This is a genomic window from Sulfitobacter sp. M13 (assembly GCF_053474885.1).
On record NZ_CM130281.1, the window covers coordinates 795,681 to 814,549 of the forward strand.

16 protein-coding genes are annotated in these 18,869 nt (G+C 61.0%); 11 read left to right on the plus strand and 5 right to left on the minus strand.

Annotation, left to right across the window (positions count from 1 at the left end):
* Window positions 1-72 precede the first annotated feature (72 nt).
* The 3 genes from gcvT (at window position 73) to gcvP (ending at window position 4,485) form a co-directional block, all read left to right on the plus strand.
* Window positions 73-1,197, plus strand: coding sequence for a glycine cleavage system aminomethyltransferase GcvT (gcvT, locus tag ACVBAU_RS03745; protein ID WP_448327968.1), 1,125 nt, complete (start codon window positions 73-75; stop codon window positions 1,195-1,197).
* Between the two features lie 19 nt (window positions 1,198-1,216).
* Window positions 1,217-1,576 (plus strand): glycine cleavage system protein GcvH, encoded by a 360-nt coding sequence (gene gcvH, locus ACVBAU_RS03750; RefSeq protein WP_093731422.1) that lies wholly within the window; start codon window positions 1,217-1,219, stop codon window positions 1,574-1,576.
* Between the two features lie 65 nt (window positions 1,577-1,641).
* On the plus strand, window positions 1,642-4,485 hold the full coding sequence (gene gcvP / locus ACVBAU_RS03755; RefSeq protein WP_448327970.1) for an aminomethyl-transferring glycine dehydrogenase: 2,844 nt from the start codon (window positions 1,642-1,644) through the stop codon (window positions 4,483-4,485).
* Window positions 4,486-4,552: 67 nt separating this feature from the next.
* On the opposite strand, the gene ACVBAU_RS03760 is transcribed toward gcvP, so the two are convergent.
* Genes ACVBAU_RS03760 through ACVBAU_RS03770 form a run of 3 tightly spaced genes read right to left on the minus strand, consistent with a single transcriptional unit; the run spans window position 4,553 to window position 8,670 of the window.
* The gene (locus tag ACVBAU_RS03760; protein ID WP_448327972.1) at window positions 4,553-5,428 is read right to left on the minus strand and encodes an inositol monophosphatase family protein; all 876 of its coding nucleotides are present in this window, start codon (window positions 5,426-5,428) and stop codon (window positions 4,553-4,555) included.
* A gap of 33 nt (window positions 5,429-5,461) precedes the next feature.
* Window positions 5,462-7,990, minus strand: a complete 2,529-nt coding sequence (locus ACVBAU_RS03765) for an ABC transporter permease (protein ID WP_448327973.1) — start codon at window positions 7,988-7,990, stop codon at window positions 5,462-5,464.
* Window positions 7,987-8,670 (minus strand): ABC transporter ATP-binding protein, encoded by a 684-nt coding sequence (locus tag ACVBAU_RS03770; protein ID WP_093731418.1) that lies wholly within the window; start codon window positions 8,668-8,670, stop codon window positions 7,987-7,989. Before ACVBAU_RS03770 ends, ACVBAU_RS03765 begins: the two co-directional genes overlap by 4 nt.
* Window positions 8,671-8,718: 48 nt before the next feature.
* Between ACVBAU_RS03770 and ACVBAU_RS03775 the strand changes: the two genes are divergently transcribed.
* Window positions 8,719-9,369 carry an arylesterase gene (locus ACVBAU_RS03775; RefSeq protein WP_448327975.1) on the plus strand — a complete coding sequence of 217 codons (651 nt, stop codon included), beginning with the start codon at window positions 8,719-8,721 and terminating at the stop codon, window positions 9,367-9,369.
* 66 nt (window positions 9,370-9,435) lie between these two features.
* On the opposite strand, the gene ACVBAU_RS03780 is transcribed toward ACVBAU_RS03775, so the two are convergent.
* Window positions 9,436-9,642: a cold-shock protein gene (locus tag ACVBAU_RS03780; protein ID WP_138663098.1), complete on the minus strand. Its 207-nt coding sequence runs from the start codon at window positions 9,640-9,642 to the stop codon at window positions 9,436-9,438.
* Window positions 9,643-9,925: 283 nt separating this feature from the next.
* Between ACVBAU_RS03780 and ACVBAU_RS03785 the strand changes: the two genes are divergently transcribed.
* Window positions 9,926-11,248 (plus strand): NAD(P)-dependent oxidoreductase, encoded by a 1,323-nt coding sequence (locus ACVBAU_RS03785; RefSeq protein ID WP_448327977.1) that lies wholly within the window; start codon window positions 9,926-9,928, stop codon window positions 11,246-11,248.
* Between the two features lie 20 nt (window positions 11,249-11,268).
* Window positions 11,269-12,573: an NAD-dependent dihydropyrimidine dehydrogenase subunit PreA gene (preA, locus tag ACVBAU_RS03790; protein WP_138924358.1), complete on the plus strand. Its 1,305-nt coding sequence runs from the start codon at window positions 11,269-11,271 to the stop codon at window positions 12,571-12,573.
* 16 nt (window positions 12,574-12,589) lie between these two features.
* On the opposite strand, the gene ACVBAU_RS03795 is transcribed toward preA, so the two are convergent.
* Complete coding sequence (locus tag ACVBAU_RS03795; protein ID WP_448327979.1) at window positions 12,590-13,225, minus strand: TetR family transcriptional regulator C-terminal domain-containing protein; 636 nt, start codon at window positions 13,223-13,225, stop codon at window positions 12,590-12,592.
* Between the two features lie 168 nt (window positions 13,226-13,393).
* Between ACVBAU_RS03795 and ACVBAU_RS03800 the strand changes: the two genes are divergently transcribed.
* From ACVBAU_RS03800 to ACVBAU_RS03820, 5 genes are all read left to right on the plus strand, one after another.
* Complete coding sequence (locus ACVBAU_RS03800) at window positions 13,394-14,644, plus strand: Zn-dependent hydrolase (protein ID WP_448327981.1); 1,251 nt, start codon at window positions 13,394-13,396, stop codon at window positions 14,642-14,644.
* 94 nt (window positions 14,645-14,738) lie between these two features.
* Window positions 14,739-16,199, plus strand: a complete 1,461-nt coding sequence (gene hydA, locus ACVBAU_RS03805) for a dihydropyrimidinase (protein WP_138924356.1) — start codon at window positions 14,739-14,741, stop codon at window positions 16,197-16,199.
* 105 nt (window positions 16,200-16,304) lie between these two features.
* Window positions 16,305-17,087 (plus strand): ABC transporter ATP-binding protein, encoded by a 783-nt coding sequence (locus ACVBAU_RS03810; RefSeq protein ID WP_448327983.1) that lies wholly within the window; start codon window positions 16,305-16,307, stop codon window positions 17,085-17,087.
* A gap of 69 nt (window positions 17,088-17,156) precedes the next feature.
* Window positions 17,157-18,023 (plus strand): ABC transporter permease, encoded by an 867-nt coding sequence (locus ACVBAU_RS03815; RefSeq protein WP_138924354.1) that lies wholly within the window; start codon window positions 17,157-17,159, stop codon window positions 18,021-18,023.
* Window positions 18,020-18,859: an ABC transporter permease gene (locus ACVBAU_RS03820; RefSeq protein WP_448327985.1), complete on the plus strand. Its 840-nt coding sequence runs from the start codon at window positions 18,020-18,022 to the stop codon at window positions 18,857-18,859. The genes ACVBAU_RS03815 and ACVBAU_RS03820 overlap by 4 nt, the downstream gene beginning before the upstream one ends.
* Window positions 18,860-18,869 lie beyond the last annotated feature (10 nt).

The window sequence follows — 18,869 nt, forward strand, 5'->3', positions numbered from 1 at the left end:
GCTGCATTCCTGCGGTCTGCTGGGTGCCAGTATGGTCAATGGCCTTCTGGATATGGAAAAGGCCGCGTGACCATGAGCGATTTGCAACAGACACCGCTATACGATCTTCATCTGGAACTGGGTGGCAAGATGGTGCCCTTTGCGGGCTATTCCATGCCTGTGCAGTATCCGATGGGCGTGATGAAGGAACACCTGCATACCCGTGCCGCTGCGGGCGTATTCGACGTCAGCCACATGGGGCAGGTGATGGTGACCGGCCCGTCGTGGGAGGCCGCAGCACTGGCGTTTGAAACGCTGGTGCCGATGAACGTGCTGGGGCTGGAAGACGGGCGTCAACGCTATGGGTTTTTCACCAATGACGCGGGCGGGATCGAGGATGATCTGATGTTTGCGCGTCGTGGCGATGACCTGTTTGTTGTCGTGAATGCGGCCTGCAAGGAGTCCGACATCGCGCGGATGAAAGCGGCGCTTGAGCCTGAGCTCACCGTTACACCGATCACCGACCGTGCCTTGATTGCTGTGCAGGGGCCGACCGCAGGCGCGGCCATCGCCACGCTTGATCCGGCCGCAGACGCGATGCGGTTCATGGATTTTGCGACGTTGACGCTGGACGGCGTAGAGGTCTGGGCCTCGCGGTCGGGCTACACCGGCGAGGACGGATTCGAACTGTCTGTACCAGAAGCGCAGGCCGAAGCATTGGTCCGCCGTTTGCTGGAGATCGAGGGCGTCGCGCCGATTGGTCTGGGCGCGCGGGATTCGCTGCGGCTCGAGGCGGGGTTGTGTCTGTACGGCAATGACATCGATGCGGGCACAAACCCGGTGGAGGCAAGCCTGACATGGGCGATCCAGAAGGCCCGCCGCGTTGGTGGTGACCGTGCAGGGGGCTACCCCGGTGCCGACGCTGTGCAGGCCGCGTTCGAAACTGGCACGGCGCGCAAGCGTGTCGGTCTGGCCCCCGAAGGCCGTGCCCCCATGCGCGACGGCACACCGCTTTTTGATGCCGCGACAGGTGGCACGCAGGTGGGCGAAGTGACGTCGGGCAGTTTCGGGCCGACGGTAGGCGGGCCTGTCGCAATGGGCTATGTCAGTGAGGCGCAGGCGGGTATTGATACGATGCTGTGGGGCGAAGTCCGCGGCAAGCGTCTGCCAGTGACCGTTGCCAAGCTGCCCTTTGTTGCGGCGAATTTTAAAAGATAATCTAGTGAAGGATGGAAGTATGAAGTTTACCGAAGAACACGAGTGGCTGCGGGTTGAAGGCGACGAAATCGTCGTTGGCATCACCATTCACGCGGCCGAACAGCTGGGCGACGTGGTGTTTGTCGAGCTGCCCGATGAAGGCACGACTGTCAGCAAGGACGACGAAGTTGTCGTGATCGAATCCGTCAAGGCGGCGTCCGATATTCTGGCACCGATTGATGGCGAGATCATCGAGGTCAACAGCACGCTGTCCGACAACCCCGCCCTGGTGAATGACGACCCGCAGGGCGAGGCGTGGTTCTTTAAGATGAAGGCGTCCGACCCGAGCCAGATGGACGAGTTCATGGACGAAGCCGCCTATCAAAAGTTCATCGGGTAAAGCCCGCTGCCCCGCCGGAGCCTCCGGCGGGGATTTTATACCATTTGGAAGAGGGGCCCTGCGCCATGGTTTTCAAACCGACCGAATATTTGCCGTATGATTTTGCCAACCGCAGACATATCGGGCCTTCTCCGGCAGAGATGTCGGACATGTTGAAAACTGTCGGCGCGCAGAGCCTTGGCGCGTTGATCGATGACACGATGCCCGCTCAAATTCGCCAGAAAGAGCCGCTGGATTTTGGCAAGCCGATGTCAGAGCGCGAAGTGTTAGAATACATGCGCGTGGTAGCGGGCAAGAACAAGGTGCTGACCTCGCTGATCGGGCAGGGCTATCACGGCACGGTGACGCCGCCTGCGATCCAGCGCAACATTTTTGAAAACCCCGCATGGTACACCGCCTACACGCCCTACCAGCCCGAGATCAGTCAGGGCCGGCTTGAAGCGCTGTTGAACTTCCAGACTATGATCAGCGATCTAACCGGCCTCGAGGTCGCCAACGCGTCTCTGCTGGACGAAGCGACGGCCTGTGCCGAAGCGATGACGATGGCGATGCGCCTGTCGAAATCGAAGGCCAAGGCGTTCTTTGTCGACCGCGATTGCCACCCCCAGAACATCGCCGTGATCCAGACCCGCGCGGCCCCGCTGGATATCGAAGTGATCATCGGCGATCCGGACAAAATGGACGCGAGCGCTGTTTTCGGTGCCCTGTTCCAGTATCCCGGCACCTACGGCCATGTGCGCGACTTTACCGACCATATGACTGCGCTGCATGACGCTGGTGCTTTGGGTGTCGTATCCGCTGATCCGATGGCGTTGACGCTGCTGAAAGAACCCGGTGCCATGGGCGCGGATATCGCTGTCGGGTCCACCCAGCGGTTTGGCGTGCCCGAAGGATATGGCGGCCCGCACGCGGCCTATATGGCCTGCAAGGACGCCTATAAGCGCGCCATGCCCGGCCGCATTGTTGGCGTGTCGATTGATGCCCACGGCAACCGTGCCTACCGTTTGTCACTGCAGACGCGTGAACAGCACATCCGCCGCGAAAAGGCGACGTCGAACGTTTGTACCGCGCAAGCGCTGCTGGCGGTGATGGCGTCGATGTATGCGGTTTTCCATGGGCCAGACGGTCTAAAGGCGATTGCACAGCGTATTCACCGCAAGGCTGTACGCTTGGCCAACGGGCTGGAAGAAGCCGGTTTCAAGGTCGATCCGAAATCCTTTTTTGATACGGTGACGGTTGATGTCGGCCCCTTGCAGGCCGCTGTGATGAAATCTGCCGTGGACGAGGGCATCAACCTGCGCCGCGTCGGTGAGACCCGCGTCGGCATCAGCCTCGACGAGCGCAGCGTGCCTGCCACGATCGAAGCCGTCTGGCGTGCCTTTGGTATTCGCCGCACAGATGAGAAGTTCGAGGCGCAATATCGCTTCCCCGACGACATGCTGCGCGAAAGCGCATATCTGACCCACCCGATCTTCCACATGAACCGCGCCGAGACCGAAATGATGCGCTATATGCGTCGTTTGGCCGATCGTGATCTGGCCTTGGACCGTGCGATGATTCCGCTGGGGTCGTGCACGATGAAGCTGAATTCGGCTGCGGAAATGATGCCCGTCAGCTGGCGCGAGTTCTCGATGATCCACCCGTTTGTGCCGCAAGATCAGGCGCTTGGGTATAAGCATATGATCGACGACCTGTCCTCCAAGCTGTGTGACATCACCGGCTATGACGCGATTTCCATGCAGCCCAACTCGGGTGCGCAGGGTGAATATGCGGGTCTGCTGGCGATTGCGTCCTATCACCGTGCCAACGGGCAAGGGCATCGCAACATCTGCCTGATCCCCATGTCGGCCCACGGCACCAACCCCGCCAGCGCAAATATGGTTGGCTGGAAGGTTGTTGTGATCAAAACCGCCCCCAACGGCGATATCGATCTGGACGACTTCCGCGCCAAGGCGGAAAAGCACAGCGAAAACCTTGCGGGCTGCATGATCACCTATCCCTCGACCCACGGCGTGTTCGAGGAAACCGTGACCGAGGTGACCAAAATCACCCACGATCACGGCGGTCAGGTCTATATCGACGGGGCGAATATGAACGCCATGGTCGGTTTGGCGCGTCCGGGCGATGTGGGCGGCGATGTCAGCCACCTCAACCTGCACAAAACATTCTGCATTCCGCATGGCGGCGGTGGCCCCGGCATGGGTCCGATTGGTGTGAAATCGCACCTCATCGCGCATGTTCCGGGCCATCCGAACGGTGGTGAAGGCGCTGTTTCGGCTGCACCCTACGGGTCGCCGTCGCTTCTGCCGATCTCGTGGTCGTATTGTTTGATGATGGGCGGTGACGGGCTAACGCAGGCCACACGCGTCGCGATCCTGAACGCCAACTACATCGCCAAGCGGCTCGAAGGGGCGTTCGAGGTGCTGTACAAAGGGCCAACGGGACGGGTTGCGCATGAATGTATTTTCGATGTGCGCCCGTTCGAGGAAAGCGCAGGCGTGACGGTGGATGACATCGCCAAACGTCTGATTGACGCGGGCTTCCACGCGCCCACGATGAGCTTCCCTGTCGCTGGCACCTTGATGGTGGAACCGACCGAGACAGAGACCAAGGCCGAGCTGGACCGTTTCTGCGACGCGATGCTGGCGATCCGCGAAGAGATCCGCGCGATCGAAAACGGTGACATGCCGCGTGAAAACAACGCGCTGAAGAATGCGCCGCACACGGTCGAAGATCTGGTCGGCGAATGGGATCGCCCCTACACCCGCGAACAGGGTTGCTTCCCCCCCGGTGCGTTCCGCGTCGACAAATACTGGCCTCCGGTCAACCGCGTCGACAACGTGCATGGCGACCGCAACCTGATCTGCACCTGCCCGCCGATGGAGGAATACGCAGAGGCGGCTGAGTAAGTTTCAAGAGATATGAGTGACAAAACGGGCGCGGGGAAACCTCGCGCCCGTTTTGCGTGGGGCGGCCTTAGCTGTCGGCGAGAAAGGCAAAGACCTTGCGCAGGCGGTTCCATGTGGTCTTGTCTGGTGCCACCAGAATATGCCCCGTCCGCAGGGTCGCGTCATAGGGGCCGCCCGACAGCATCTCGACGTGGGCACCGGCTTGGGCGCAGATCAAGGCACCGGCGGCATGGTCCCAAGGGTGCAGTGTGCCGCTTAGGATGAAATCGGCATGGCCTTGGGCGACGGTGCGGTATTCGTGGGCCGAACAGCGCAGGGAGTTCACCTTGGCAAAGCTCGGCAGGGTGGCGGCAACCTTGACCCGAAGCTCCTTGGTAAAGTTTCCCAGCGGGACAAATCCGCTGAGCTCTTCGATCTGCTTGCCCATGCCGACGCGCAGCGGACGCGAAAGCCCAAGGGCGCGTTCAAAGCGCGGGGTGCTGGTATCATCGGCAATCACCCAGTCATCGTTCACCGGATCATAGATCACGCCAAAGGCCGGTTTACCGAAGCGTGTCACCGCAAGGATCATGCCGAAGGTCGATAGCCCGTGGGTGAAGTTCGATGTGCCGTCGATGGGATCAAGGATAAAGGCCAGAGGGGCTTCGGCGATCTTGTCGAGTAATCCGGGGTTCGCCGATACCGCTTCTTCGCCGATGACCAGCGCGTCGGGATAGGCCGTGGCAAGGGCGCGGGTGATCATCGCTTCGGCAGCAAGATCGGCAGCGGTGACCAGATCATGCGGGCCGGATTTGGTGTCAATGTCAGCCGGTGCCAGATTGCGGAAACGCGGCAAAACCTCGGCCCGCGCAGCACGGCGCAGGACATTTATCACATGGGTTTGCTGGGCTGCCGTCAGCACCGGCGGCAGGGGGGCGGGCAGCGTCTGGGTCGTCTGCGTCATTGTCGTTTCCCTTTTTGGTCTATCGGATCCATCTTATTCGCGGGCGCGCAGCACCTGTGCGGGTCTGGCGTTCAAGGCATTGATCGCAAAGCCAAGCGACGCAAGGATCGACGCCAGTGCACCGCCGGTGATGATCAACAGTGCCGAGGGCCAAACCACGGCAAAGCTGGTATCCATCACAAAGCGGCTGACGGCCCACCCGCCCAAAATACCTGCCAGCAGCGCGACGGTCCCTGCGAACAGCCCCAACAGGGCGGCGCGCAACAGAAAGCTGGTGGCGATGCTGCGGCGCGAGGCTCCGAGCGTTTTCAGCAAGGCGGCTTCATAGCGACGGGCGTCTGCCCCTGCCGCGGCTGCCCCGATCAATACCAGAAAGCCGGTCAAAAGAGTAGCCGCCGCGCCGTAAGATGTCGCCGCGGCCAACCCGCTAAGCACCGCCGCCACGCGGTCGATCGCATCGCGCACGCGGATCGCGGTGATATTGGGGTAAGCCGTGGCCAGATCGCGCAGGATCGGTGCTTCGGCTTCGGGGTCGGCATAGACGGTCGAGATATAGGTATGCGGTGCGCCGGTCAGCGCGGCGGGGTTCATGGTCAGGATAAACCCGATCCCTGCGGACGAGAAATCGACCTCTTGAAAGCTGGCGATGGTGCCGGTGATATCGCGCCCCAGCACGTTGATGGTCAGCGTGTCACCAAGCTCTAGCCCGATCTCTTCGGCTTCTTCGGCGGCAAAGCTGATCAGCGGCGGGCCGTCATAATCAGGTGCCCACCATTCGCCCGCGGTGATCACCGTGTCGTCATCAGGGGCCTCGGCATAGGTCACCCCGCGGTCGCCCCGCACAACCCAGTGATCGCCTGCCACATCTTTGGCGGGCCTGCCGTTGATCTGTGTGACGACCCCGCGCAGCATCGGTGCGCTATCGATGCGGCGCACAGCCGGGTCATCGGTTAGCCGTTTAGTGTAGCCCTCGATCTGGTCTTTCTGGATATCGACAAAGAAATACGACGGGGCAACATCGGGCAGGTTGCCCGAAATCGCCTGCCGCAGGTTGCCGTCGATCTGCCCCACGGCGGCCAGTACCGATAGGCCAAGACCGAGCGACAAGACCACGGCACCCGCCCCTTCGCCACTGCCGCCAATCGCAGTCAAGGCCCAGCGAAGCCGCGGTCGTCCGCGTGCCAGAACGGCAGCGCGTTGCGCAAGGAAACGCACCAGCAGTGCAGCCAGCGTGAGTATCCCGAGCGCGCCTGCGATGCCACCCAAGGTCCAAAGCGTCAGCCACCAGCTGCCATTGAACCACCCCGCCAGCCCGACCAGCAGCGCGACGGTCAGCAAGATGACCGCCACGTAGCGCGGCGCGGGAAAGCGTGCGGCCCCGTCCCATGCATCCCGAAACAGGGTCGCCGCGCGGATGTTCTCGCTGCGCGCCAGTGGCCAGAGCGTGAAGGCAAACGCCGTGAGCAGCCCGTAGATCGCCGCCTCGGCCAGCGGTGCGGGGTAGATGGCAAAGGCCGCAGGGATCGGCAGCCGCGCGGAAATTAGTGGCGCAAAAACCAGCGGGGCCACGGCCCCCAACACCACGCCAATGGCGACGCCCAAAAGCGATAGCGCGCCGATCTGGATAAAGTATGTCTGGAAGATCGTCGCACGGTCTGCCCCAAGGGCTCGGAGCACGGCAATGACCTCTGTCTTGCCGGTCAAATAAGACCGTACAGCAGCCGACACGCCGACGCCGCCCACAGCCAGACCGGACAGGCCCACAAGGATCAAAAACGCAGTGAGCCGTTCGACAAAGCGCGATACCCCCGGTGCGCCATTGCGCGCATCGGTCCAGCGCATCCCGCTGTTTTCGAACCGCGCACGGGCGGAGGACTTAAGCTGATCGAGATCGGTTTCGGGGGGGAGCAGCATCCGGTATTTAGAGTTGAACAGCGTCCCTTCGGCCAGCAGGCCGGCACCCTCCAACGCATCGGTGCGCAGCAGGGTACGGGGGCCAAGGGCAAAGCCGCTGGCGGCGCTGTCGGGTTCGCGGGCGATCAGGGCGGACAGGCGGAACTCCTTGACGCCAAGCTTGAAGGTATCGCCGGGGGATAGGCCCAGACGGTCGGACAAGGCGCGCTCCATCACGGCACCCGACAGCCCGTTTTCTATGCCAAGCGCCTGTTCCAGCGGCATCGCGGGTTCCAGCACCATGTCGCCCACCAGCGGGTACAGATCATCGACCGCCTTTACCTGCGTCAGCGCACGGTCTGCTGCGGAGCCGTCACCGGCGACGGCCATGGACCGGAATTCGACGACCTCGGACACGGCGCTGGCTTGGGTTTCGATCCAGTCGCGTTCGTCTTGGGTGGCGAAACGATAGGTGAAATCAATCTCTGCCGCGCCCCCCAGCAGGGCCGCGCCTTCGCGTTGCAGCCCGCCTTCGATAGCGGACCGTACAGACCCTACGGAGGCAATCGCCGCGACGCCAAGGGCGAGGCAGGCCAGAAACAGACGGAACCCGCGCAGCCCCCCGCGCATCTCGCGGCGGGCAAAACGGCCGGCCAGACGCAGGCTCATGCGCCGGTCCCGCCGACGATGCGCCCGTCGGTCAGCGTCACCACCCGATCACAGCGGGCGGCCAGATCATCGGCGTGGGTCACCAGCACCAGCGTTGCCCCATGCTTTTCGCGCAGATCGAACAACAGCTCCATAATCGCGGCCCCGTTGGTGCTGTCGAGATTGCCGGTTGGTTCATCCGCCAACAGGATCGCCGGTCGCGGGGCAGAGGCGCGGGCCAATGCAACCCGCTGCTGTTCGCCGCCCGACATCTGTGCGGGATAGTGGTTCAGCCGGTGACCCAGACCCACGGCGTGCAATTCGGCCTCGGCGCGGTCAAAGGCATCAGCCACGCCGTTCAGTTCAAGCGGGGTGGCGACATTTTCCAGCGCGGTCATTGTGGGGATCAAGTGGAAAGACTGGAACACGATGCCCATCCGTCCGCGGCGAAACTTGGCCAGCCCGTCTTCGGACAGCGTGCTGAGGTCTTCACCCAAGGCCCGCACGGAACCGCCTGTGGCCCTCTCGAGCCCGCCCATCACCATCAGCAGCGAAGACTTGCCCGACCCCGACGGGCCGGTAAAGGCGACCGTCTCGCCTTGTGCGACGTCCAGAGTGATCCCATGTAGGATGTCGACCTTTCCGGCGTTGCCATTCAGTTTCAGGGATGCATCTTGAAGCTGGAACACCGGGTCGGTCATAGGGCTGCCTTTTGAAATACGGTCCCTGTTGGATATGGAGGTTCGACCATGATGCGCAAGGTTACGACGGCACTTGTTCTAGTATTAGCAGGCCCCGCACTGGCGGAACCGCTTGTTCTTGCGGCATTGGGCGACAGTCTGACGCAGGGATACGGTCTGCCTGCCGAAGACGGGTTCGTGCCTCAACTGCAAAACTGGCTGGATCAGAACGGGGCCGAGGTGACGGTCATCAACGCGGGCGTGTCTGGGGATACCACCGCCGGCGGGCTTTCACGTGTTGCCTGGACCATGACGCCCGAGGTGGATGGCATGATCGTGACGCTTGGCGGGAACGACCTTTTGCGCGGGATCGATCCGTCGGTCAGCCGTGCCAATCTGGACGGGATACTCAAGGCCGCGCAGGACGCCGAGGTCGAGGTGCTGCTGGTCGGCATGACGGCACCGGGCAACTTCGGGCCAGAGTATAAAACGACTTTTGACAGCATCTATCCCGATCTGGCCGCGCAGTATGACGCGACGCTGATGGGCAGCTTTTTCGACGGTCTGTCAGAGAATGGCAAACAGCCTGATCTGGCGCAGGCACGGAGCTTTTTCCAAGCAGACGGTGTGCACCCGAACGCGCAGGGCGTCACCAGAATCGTCGATGCACTGGGGCCCAAAGTGCTGACCCTGATCGATCAGATCAACGAGAACCGGTAACTTTGCACAAAAAACGGGCACCGAAGCGCCCGTCGTCAAAATTATTATGATCCGGCGTGGGCCGGGTCAGGCCAGTGCGATATTTGCAGCACTTTCACGGCCGTCACGGCCTGCCTCGATGTCGAATGTCACCTTCTGGTTGTCGGCAAGCCCGGTCAGGCCAGCGCGTTCAACCGCCGAGATGTGAACAAAGATATCCTTGCCGCCGCCATCAGGCGCGATAAAGCCATATCCCTTTGTAGTATTGAACCATTTTACGGTGCCAGTCGCCATGCCCCGTTACTCCTGTGTTTGTCCTGCCCACATTATGCGGCAGCGTGGCTCGGTCAGAACTTGATCGCACCAGCGCCTAAGGGCTGAGGGGTCGAAAGTCTTTCGCGTCGCACCTCTGATTTTGGCGCCAAAAAGGACAAAATCAAGAGTTTTTGCCCGCAAATTCACAACAGGCGGGCGTTTGCGCATGAAATTTCACAACAGTGAAATAATTTTACCAGTTGATAAAAAAATCATTCCGTGGGAGCGTTTCTGAATAAATAGTGACAGCAGGGATAAAAAAATGTCGCAGAAAATCTTTGAACCGGGGGTCGCTGCCGGAAGGCTGGACGCTGATGCCTACACCGCGCAGTTTTCGGATTTGCACCCGCCGCTGGATGTGCACGAGGCGCTGGTCGCCGCAGACCGATGCTATTTCTGTCACGACGCGCCGTGCATCACGGCGTGCCCGACGGACATCGATATTCCGCTGTTCATCCGGCAGATCGCCACCGGCACACCGGATGCTGCGGCCAAGACCATCCTGAGCCAGAACATCATGGGCGGCATGTGTGCCCGCGTTTGTCCGACCGAACAGCTGTGCGAACAGGCTTGCGTCCGCGAAGCGGCCGAGGGCAAGCCGGTCAAGATCGGCGAGCTTCAACGCTATGCCACGGACCATCTGCAAGCCAAGGGGTCGCATCCGTTTAAACGCGCAGCACCGACGGGCAAACGGGTCGCGGTTGTGGGAGCGGGTCCGGCAGGGCTTTCTTGTGCGCACCGTGCGGCGATGATGGGTCATGATGTCACCGTCTTTGACGCGCGACCCAAGCCCGGCGGCCTGAACGAATACGGGATCGCCACCTACAAAACACCAGACGGGTTCGCGCAGGCAGAGGTCGACTGGCTGCTCAAGATCGGCGGCATCACCGTGCAGAATAACGCGGCCCTCGGTGCGGCAATGACGCTGGACAACCTGCGGGCCGACTATGACGCTGTGTTCCTTGGTATGGGCCTTGGCGGTGTGAACGCTTTGGGTGCTGAGGGCGAGGATAAGGCCGGCGTCCTGGATGCCGTCGATTTCATCGCCGATCTGCGTCAGGCCAGCGATGTAGCCGCCGTGCCAATCGGCCGCGACGTTGTGGTGATTGGCGGCGGGATGACCGCGATCGACGCGGCCATTCAGGCGAAACTGTTGGGGGCGTTGAATGTGACGCTGGTCTATCGCCGCGGGCGGGACCGGATGAACGCCAGCGTGTTTGAACAGGATCTTGCCGCCTCTAAAGGGGTGCGGATCGTGACCCATGCCACGCCGGTCGCCGTGATCGGCAACGGTGCCGTGCGCGAGATCGAATTCGAGTATGTGGATGACCAGATGCAGGGCACGGGTCAGACCCTGCGCCTTGCTGCGGATCAAGTGTTCAAGGCCATCGGCCAGACGTTGCAGGGCGACGCGCTGCCGATGCTTGAGGCGCGCAAGATCAAGGTCGATGGCACCGGACGCACTAGCGTTGATGGGGTCTGGGCAGGCGGGGATTGCGCCAGCGGCGGCGATGACCTGACCGTGACAGCCGTTGCCGAAGGGCGCGACGCGGCGATGGACATTCACATGGTATTGATGGGCTAAGCCCCTACAGGAGAACGCAAATGGCTGATCTAAGAAGCGACTTCGTGGGCATCAAAAGCCCGAACCCGTTCTGGCTGGCATCCGCGCCGCCAACGGACAAGGAATACAACGTCCGCCGCGCCTTTGAGGCGGGATGGGGCGGTGTCGTGTGGAAAACGCTCGGCATGGAGGGCCCGCCGGTCGTCAATGTCAACGGCCCGCGCTACGGTGCCATCTATGGGGCGGACCGGCGGCTGTTGGGGCTCAACAACATCGAGCTGATCACCGACCGTCCGCTTGAAGTGAACCTGCGCGAGATGAAAGCGGTCAAACGCGACTACCCCGACCGTGCGCTGATCGCCTCGATCATGGTCCCGTGCGAGGAAGAGGCGTGGAAAGCGATCCTGCCGCATGTGGAGGACACCGGTGCCGACGGGATCGAGCTGAACTTTGGCTGCCCGCACGGGATGGCCGAACGCGGCATGGGGTCTGCCGTGGGGCAGGTGCCTGAATACATCGAAATGGTGACCCGCTGGTGCAAAATGTACACGCGGATGCCGGTGATCGTAAAGCTGACGCCGAACATCACCAATGTGCTTTATCCCGCCGAGGCCGCGAAACGCGGTGGTGCGGATGCGGTGAGCCTGATCAACACGATCAACTCTATCACCTCGGTCGATCTGGACCTGTTCGCGCCCGAACCGACAATCGACGGCAAAGGCACCCATGGCGGCTATTGCGGTCCGGCGGTGAAACCCATTGCGCTGAACATGGTGGCCGAGATCGCCCGCAACCCTGCCACGGCTGATATGCCGATCAGTGGTATCGGCGGCGTGACCACATGGCGCGACGCGGCAGAGTTTCTCGCACTTGGGGCGGGGAACGTGCAGGTCTGTACCGCCGTGATGACCTATGGCTTTAAGGTCGTCGAGGAAATGATCAGCGGCCTGTCAGAATATATGGACGACAAGGGGATGACGTCGGTCGATCAACTGGTCCGCCGCGCGGTGCCCAACGTGACCGACTGGAACCAGCTGAACCTGAACTATGTCGCCAAGGCCAAGATCGATCAGGATTTGTGCATCTCGTGCGGGCGATGTTTTGCAGCCTGCGAAGACACGTCGCACCAGGCGATTGCCATGTCCGAAGACCGGACGTTCAGCGTGATCGACGATGAATGCGTGGCCTGCAACCTGTGCGTCAATGTCTGCCCTGTCGAGGATTGCATCTCTATGGTGGAACTGGCCACGGGCACCACGGACCCGCGTACCGGAAAAACGGTCGAAGCGGCGTATGCCAACTGGACGACGCACCCGAACAACCCCTCCGCCACGGCGGCAGAGTGAACCTTGGCCCCCGCCGCTATTTTGCCGGTGCGGCGGGGGTCAGCAACGTAGAGAACATCAGCCGTAGATGATCCGACGCCTGTTGATGCTGTTCGGCGTCGCCCTCAAGCAACAGCGCCACCTGTGGGGCAAAATCCGCATAGTGCTGCGTTGTGGACCAGATCGAGAATATCAGATGCCGCGGGTCCATCCGTGCGATCCTTCCTGCGTCCATCCAGGCCGCAATGACGGCGCATTTTTCATCAAAAAGCGGCTTTAGATCGCTTTGCAATCGAGGGCCCATATGCGGCGCACCGCGTAAAATTTCACCAGCGAACAGCCGGCTCTCGCGGGGCAAATCCCGCGCCATATCCAGCTTGCGCTGCACGTAATCCAACAGCTCTGTGCGCGGGTCACCGTGGGCGTCGAGCTCTACCAAAGGGTCCAGCCATGTTTCCATAAGCTGGCTGAGAAGGGTCGTATGAATTTCTTCTTTGCCACTGAAATAATACAATATATTTGGTTTGCTGAGCCCCGCCTCTGTGGCAATCTGATCCAGCGTTGCGCCCCGAAATCCGTAGCTGGAAAACACATCCAGCGCGGCGTCCAGTATGACACGCCGGTTGCGCCTTTGGATTCGGCTGGGCTTTTTCTTGGCGGTGGCGTCGGGCATGGCGCGGTCCCTTCCGGTGTAAGTGCCTGAAAATGCGGCAGTCCGCCAGTGACGGGTGGCCCCAAGGAAAGCATTTCTTGACAGACTTAACCCTAGCCGCAATCGTGGATTTACCAAATGGTAAAAATTTACACCTTCCACAAGGTAGAAAACGCAAAGGAAACCGCTATGGCCGCGCCCGGTGAAAACCTGAAGATCAACCCTGATCGTCTGTGGGACAGTCTGATGGAGATGGCCAAGATCGGCCCCGGTGTGGCAGGTGGGAATAACCGCCAGACGCTGACCGACGAAGACGCCGAAGGCCGCGCCCTGTTCCAGAAATGGTGCGAGGAGGCCGGCTGCACCATGGGTCTCGACACGATGGGCAACATGTTTGCGCAGCGCGATGGCACTGACCCCGATGCACTGCCGGTCTATGTCGGGTCGCATCTGGATACGCAGCCTACGGGCGGGAAATATGACGGCGTATTGGGCGTGCTTGGCGGGTTGGAATTGCTGCGCACGATGAACGATCTGGGGATCAAGACAAAGCACCCCGTGGTCGTGACCAACTGGACCAACGAAGAAGGCACCCGCTATGCGCCCGCCATGCTGTCGTCCGGTGTCTTTGCCGGCATCCACACGCAAGAATGGGCCTATGCAAAGACCGATGCCGAGGGCCTGAGCTTTGGTGATGAGCTCGAGCGGATCGGCTGGCAAGGCGACGAAGAGGTCGGCGCCCGGAAGATGCACGCCTTTTTCGAGCTGCACATCGAACAGGGCCCGATCCTTGAGACTGAAGGTAAGGATATCGGTGTCGTCACCCACGGGCAGGGGCTGTCGTGGACCCAAGTCACCGTGACCGGCAAGGATGCACACACCGGATCAACCCCGATGCCCATGCGCAAGAACGCAGGGCTTGGCATGGCGCGCATGCTTGAGGCCGTGGACCAGATCGCATGGTCCCACGCGCCCCACGCGGTTGGTGCCGCAGGGCATTTCGAGGTCTACCCGAATTCGCGCAATGTCATTCCGGGCCAAGTGATCTTTACCGTCGATTTCCGGTCGCCTGATTTGAGCGTGATCGAAGATATGGAAAAGCGTCTGCGGGTCGAAGGCCAGAAGATCGCCGATGACATGGGGCTTGAGGTTGCCTTTGAAAAGGTCGGCGGCTTTGATCCCGTAACGTTTGACGAAGGCTGCGTCTCCGCAATCCGGTCTGCAGCAGAGCGGCTGGGGTATAGTCATATGGATGTCATCTCGGGGGCCGGTCACGATGCCTGCTGGATCAACGGGGTGGCGCCGACAGCAATGGTCATGTGCCCCTGCGTCGATGGGCTAAGCCATAACGAGGCCGAAGAAATCACCAAAGACTGGGCCAAAGCGGGTGCCGATGTACTGCTGCACGCGGTGCTGGAAACAGCCGAGATTGTGGGCTGATCCGGGCGGGGGCCGCAGCTATTGCGCAGTGGGGGCCAGCCCCCACACCCCCGGGATTTAGGCCAATTGGAAGACAGATAGGGGAGAGGGAAAAATGAGTAAGGTTATCAAGGGCGGCATGGTCTGCACGGCGGATCGGACCTGGAAAGCGGATGTGCTGATCGAGGGCGAGATCATCAAACAGATCGGCGAGGATCTGGTGGGCGACGAATACATCGACGCCGAAGGGGCCTATGTCATTCCCGGCGGTATTGATCCGCACACCCACCTCGAGATGCCCTTTATGGGGACCACGGCGGCCGAAACCTTCGAGACGGGGACTTGGGCCGCGGCTGTGGGCGGGACCACGATGATCGTCGATTTCTGTCTGCCCGGTGCGGATGGGTCGATCAAGAACGCGATCAATGAATGGCACCGCAAATCCGCACCGCAGATCTGTTCGGACGTCGGCTATCACATGGCGATCACCGGTTGGAACGAGAATGTCTTTGACGAGATGAAAGACGCCGTCGAGATGGGGGTGAATTCGTTCAAGCACTTCATGGCCTACAAGGGTGCCTTGATGGTCGAGGATGACGAGATGTTTGCATCCTTCCAGCGCTGTGCTGAACTGGGTGCGCTGCCCATGGTGCACGCCGAAAACGGTGATCTGGTTGCGGCCTTGCAAGAGAAGTATTTCAATCAGGGGATCACGGGGCCAGAGGGGCACGCCTATTCCCGTCCGCCCGAGCTGGAAGGCGAAGCCGCGAACCGCGCGATCACCATCGCAGATGCCGCAGGGGTGCCGCTTTATATCGTGCATGTGTCCTGCGAGCAGACCCACGAGGCGATCCGCCGTGCGCGGCAAAAGGGGATGCGGGTCTACGGCGAGCCACTGATCCAGTTCCTGACCTTGGACGAATCAGAATATTTCAACAAGGATTGGGATCACGCCGCACGCCGTGTCATGTCGCCGCCGTTCCGGTCCAAGGACCATCAGGACAGCCTTTGGGCGGGCTTGCAGTCGGGATCGTTGCAGGTGGTTGCGACGGACCACGCCGCGTTCTCGACCGAGCAAAAACGCGCGGGCAAGGACGATTTCCGCATCATCCCCAACGGGTCGAACGGGCTGGAAGAGCGTCTGGCAGTTCTGTGGACCGAAGGCGTCGAGACGGGCCGGCTGACACCGAATGAATTCGTCGCCGCGACCTCTACCAACGTGGCGAAAATCCTGAACATCTACCCGCGCAAAGGGGCCATCGTCGAAGGGGCGGATGCGGATATCGTCGTCTGGGATCCAAAAATCAGCAAGACGATTTCAACCGCGAACCACCATTCCATTCTGGATTACAACGTCTTTGAAGGCTTTGAGGTCAAGGCACAGGCACGCTATACTCTCAGTCGCGGCGAGGTCATCTGGGCCTGGGGGCAGAATTCGCAGCCCAACCCCGGACGCGGACGCTTTGTGCCGCGGCCTGCCTTCCCGTCGGCCAACCTTGCGCTGAGCAAGTGGAAAGAGTTGACTGCGCCGAAACTGATCAAACGCGATCCGTTGAACATCCCTGCGGGGATCTGAACGCGGACCCGCCAAAGCGGCGCGGCGGTTGCGCCGCGCTGACATATGAAGAAAAAGGCCAGCATAAATGCGAGCACGTTGTACGGCAGAAGAGGGACGCAGCATATGAGCACCGCGCCCGTGATCTCGGCCCAGAACCTATCCCTGACATTTGAAACGAACGACGGCCCTGTCCACGCGCTGAAAGACGTCTCGCTTGATATCGAAAAGGGCGATTTCGTTAGCTTTATCGGGCCATCGGGCTGCGGCAAGACGACGTTTCTGCGCTGTATGGCGGACCTTGAGCAGCCAACGGGTGGCGAGATAACGGTGAATGGCGTGAGCGCTGCCGAGGCACGCAGGGCGCGGGCTTATGGCTATGTGTTTCAGGCGGCGGGGCTTTATCCATGGCGTACGATCGGTGGCAACATCCGTCTGCCTCTCGAGATCATGGGGTATTCCAAGGCGGATAAGGCGGCGCGTGTCCGTCAGGTGCTGGAGCTGGTCGAGCTGGCGGGGTTCGAGCGCAAGTACCCTTGGCAACTGTCGGGCGGGATGCAGCAACGGGCATCTATCGCGCGGGCCTTGGCGTTTGATGCGGATATCTTGTTGATGGACGAACCCTTTGGTGCGTTGGACGAGATCGTGCGTGACCATTTGAACGAACAGCTTTTGCGTCTGTGGGCGCGCACGCAAAAGACCATCGCTTTTGTCACCCACTCCATCCCCGAGGCGGTGTATCTGAGCACAAAAATCGTGGTGATGAGCCCGCGCCCGGGACGGATTGCTGATGTGATCGAAAGTACGCTGCCGCGAGAGCGCCCTTTGGACATCCGCGAAACACCGGAATTTCTGGAGATCGCGCATCGGGTGCGCGAAGGGTTGCGGGCAGGGCATGCGGATGATTGATCGCGCACCTGCCGCAGCCCAGCCCTTCGGGGAGGATTTGCAAACCATTTGGAAGCAAGGGGGCGCGCGATGAGGGCGAGCTTTCTGCCTGTGCTGACCGTGGTCGGGGTTTTGTTTGCGCTGTGGTATGCGGCGGCAATCTGGCTGAATTCGGACTGGACCTATGACAAGGCGACGCGGTCGGGTGAGGTGGTGACGACGACATCGCTGGTCGCGGACACGTGGTCGCAGAAAAAGCCCAAGCTGCCCGCCCCGCATCAGGTTGCGTCCGAGATTTGGGATACGACGGTGATGAAAAAGATCACGTCGAAACGGTCTTTGGTGTATCATTCGTGGGTCACGCTGAGCGCGACCCTTCTGGGGTTTGGCATGGGGACGTTGCTTGGCGTCTTGTTGGCCGTGGGGATCGTGTTCAACCGCGTGATGGATATGTCGGTAATGCCGTGGGTCATTGCCAGTCAGACCATTCCCATTCTGGCGATTGCACCGATGATTATCGTGGTGCTGAACGCCGTGGGCGTGTCGGGCTTGCTGCCCAAGGCGATGATCAGCATGTACCTGTCTTTCTTCCCCGTTGTCGTGGGCATGGTCAAAGGGCTGCGTAGCCCTGACCAAATGCAACTGGACCAGATGCGCACCTGGCATGCGAGCACGGCCCAGTCGTTCTGGAAGCTGCGCTTGCCTGCCTCGATGCCGTATTTCTTTACCTCGCTCAAGATTGCTATGGCGGCGTCCCTTGTCGGGGCCATCATCGGTGAACTGCCAACGGGGGCGGTCGCGGGACTTGGGGCGCGGTTGCTGGCGGGCAGCTATTATGGCCAGACGATCCAGATCTGGAGCGCGCTGATTATGGCGGCGGCGCTGGCGGCGCTGCTGGTGGGGATCATTGGTCTGATCCAACGGGTGACGTTGAAACGGATGGGGATGGCGCGATGATCTGGCTGGTATTTGCAGCGCTGGCGTGGGCTTTCGGCATGTGGGTCAACATTCGGCTGGCGCGGTTGCGTCCGGCGCGGTGGGTGTCTTTGGCGGCACCGTTGGTTTTTGGGGCGACGCTGATCGCCGTGTGGGAAGGCATCGTGCGGGGGCTCGAGATTTCGCAGGTCTTGCTGCCTGCGCCGTCGCTGATCGCGCTGCGGTTGGTGTCGTCGGTCGATATCCTTTGGGTGGATTTTGTGCAGACCGTGCTGAAGGGCGCGCTGTCGGGCTATGTTCTGGGCTGCGGTGCGGCCTTCCTGATCGCGATTGCGATTGACCGGTTTCCGTTTTTGCAACGCGGGCTGTTGCCGGTTGGTAACTTTGTCGCGGCACTGCCGGTGATTGGCATGGCACCTATTCTGGTCATGTGGTTCGGGTTTGATTGGCAGTCAAAGGCCGCCGTGGTGGTCGTCATGGTGTTCTTTCCGATGCTGGTGAACACCGTGCAGGGCCTGCAAGCGACGGATGCGATGCAGCGCGATCTGATGCGGACCTATGCAGCCAGTTATTGGGCGACGTTGTTCAAGCTGCGCTTGCCTGCTGCGATGCCTTTCGTGTTCAATGGTCTCAAGATCGGCACGACCTTGGCGTTGATCGGGGCGATTGTTGCTGAATTTTTCGGCTCTCCCGTGCGGGGAATGGGGTTTCGCATCTCTACCTCGGTCGGTCAGCTTGCGCTTGATCTGGTCTGGGCCGAGATTGTTGTCGCGGCGATTGCCGGCTCCGCCTTCTATGGCGCGATGTCCTTGTTTGAACGGCGGGTGACCTTTTGGCACCCCAGCCAGCGGAACTAACCAAAACGAC

Bases quoted from the DNA above. Each gene is read 5' to 3' on its own strand.
- ACVBAU_RS03795 (WP_448327979.1), bottom strand. From the start codon at position 13,225: ATGCCCGACGCCACCGCCAAGAAAAAGCCCAGCCGAATCCAAAGGCGC.
- preA (WP_138924358.1), top strand. From the start codon at position 11,269: ATGGCTGATCTAAGAAGCGACTTCGTGGGCATCAAAAGCCCGAACCCG.
- ACVBAU_RS03770 (WP_093731418.1), bottom strand. From the start codon at position 8,670: ATGACCGACCCGGTGTTCCAGCTTCAAGATGCATCCCTGAAACTGAAT.
- ACVBAU_RS03760 (WP_448327972.1), bottom strand. From the start codon at position 5,428: ATGACGCAGACGACCCAGACGCTGCCCGCCCCCCTGCCGCCGGTGCTG.
- hydA (WP_138924356.1), top strand. From the start codon at position 14,739: ATGAGTAAGGTTATCAAGGGCGGCATGGTCTGCACGGCGGATCGGACC.
- gcvH (WP_093731422.1), top strand. From the start codon at position 1,217: ATGAAGTTTACCGAAGAACACGAGTGGCTGCGGGTTGAAGGCGACGAA.
- gcvP (WP_448327970.1), top strand. From the start codon at position 1,642: ATGGTTTTCAAACCGACCGAATATTTGCCGTATGATTTTGCCAACCGC.
- gcvT (WP_448327968.1), top strand. From the start codon at position 73: ATGAGCGATTTGCAACAGACACCGCTATACGATCTTCATCTGGAACTG.
- ACVBAU_RS03815 (WP_138924354.1), top strand. From the start codon at position 17,157: ATGAGGGCGAGCTTTCTGCCTGTGCTGACCGTGGTCGGGGTTTTGTTT.
- ACVBAU_RS03820 (WP_448327985.1), top strand. From the start codon at position 18,020: ATGATCTGGCTGGTATTTGCAGCGCTGGCGTGGGCTTTCGGCATGTGG.
- ACVBAU_RS03765 (WP_448327973.1), bottom strand. From the start codon at position 7,990: ATGAGCCTGCGTCTGGCCGGCCGTTTTGCCCGCCGCGAGATGCGCGGG.
- ACVBAU_RS03780 (WP_138663098.1), bottom strand. From the start codon at position 9,642: ATGGCGACTGGCACCGTAAAATGGTTCAATACTACAAAGGGATATGGC.
- ACVBAU_RS03800 (WP_448327981.1), top strand. From the start codon at position 13,394: ATGGCCGCGCCCGGTGAAAACCTGAAGATCAACCCTGATCGTCTGTGG.
- ACVBAU_RS03785 (WP_448327977.1), top strand. From the start codon at position 9,926: ATGTCGCAGAAAATCTTTGAACCGGGGGTCGCTGCCGGAAGGCTGGAC.
- ACVBAU_RS03775 (WP_448327975.1), top strand. From the start codon at position 8,719: ATGATGCGCAAGGTTACGACGGCACTTGTTCTAGTATTAGCAGGCCCC.
- ACVBAU_RS03810 (WP_448327983.1), top strand. From the start codon at position 16,305: ATGAGCACCGCGCCCGTGATCTCGGCCCAGAACCTATCCCTGACATTT.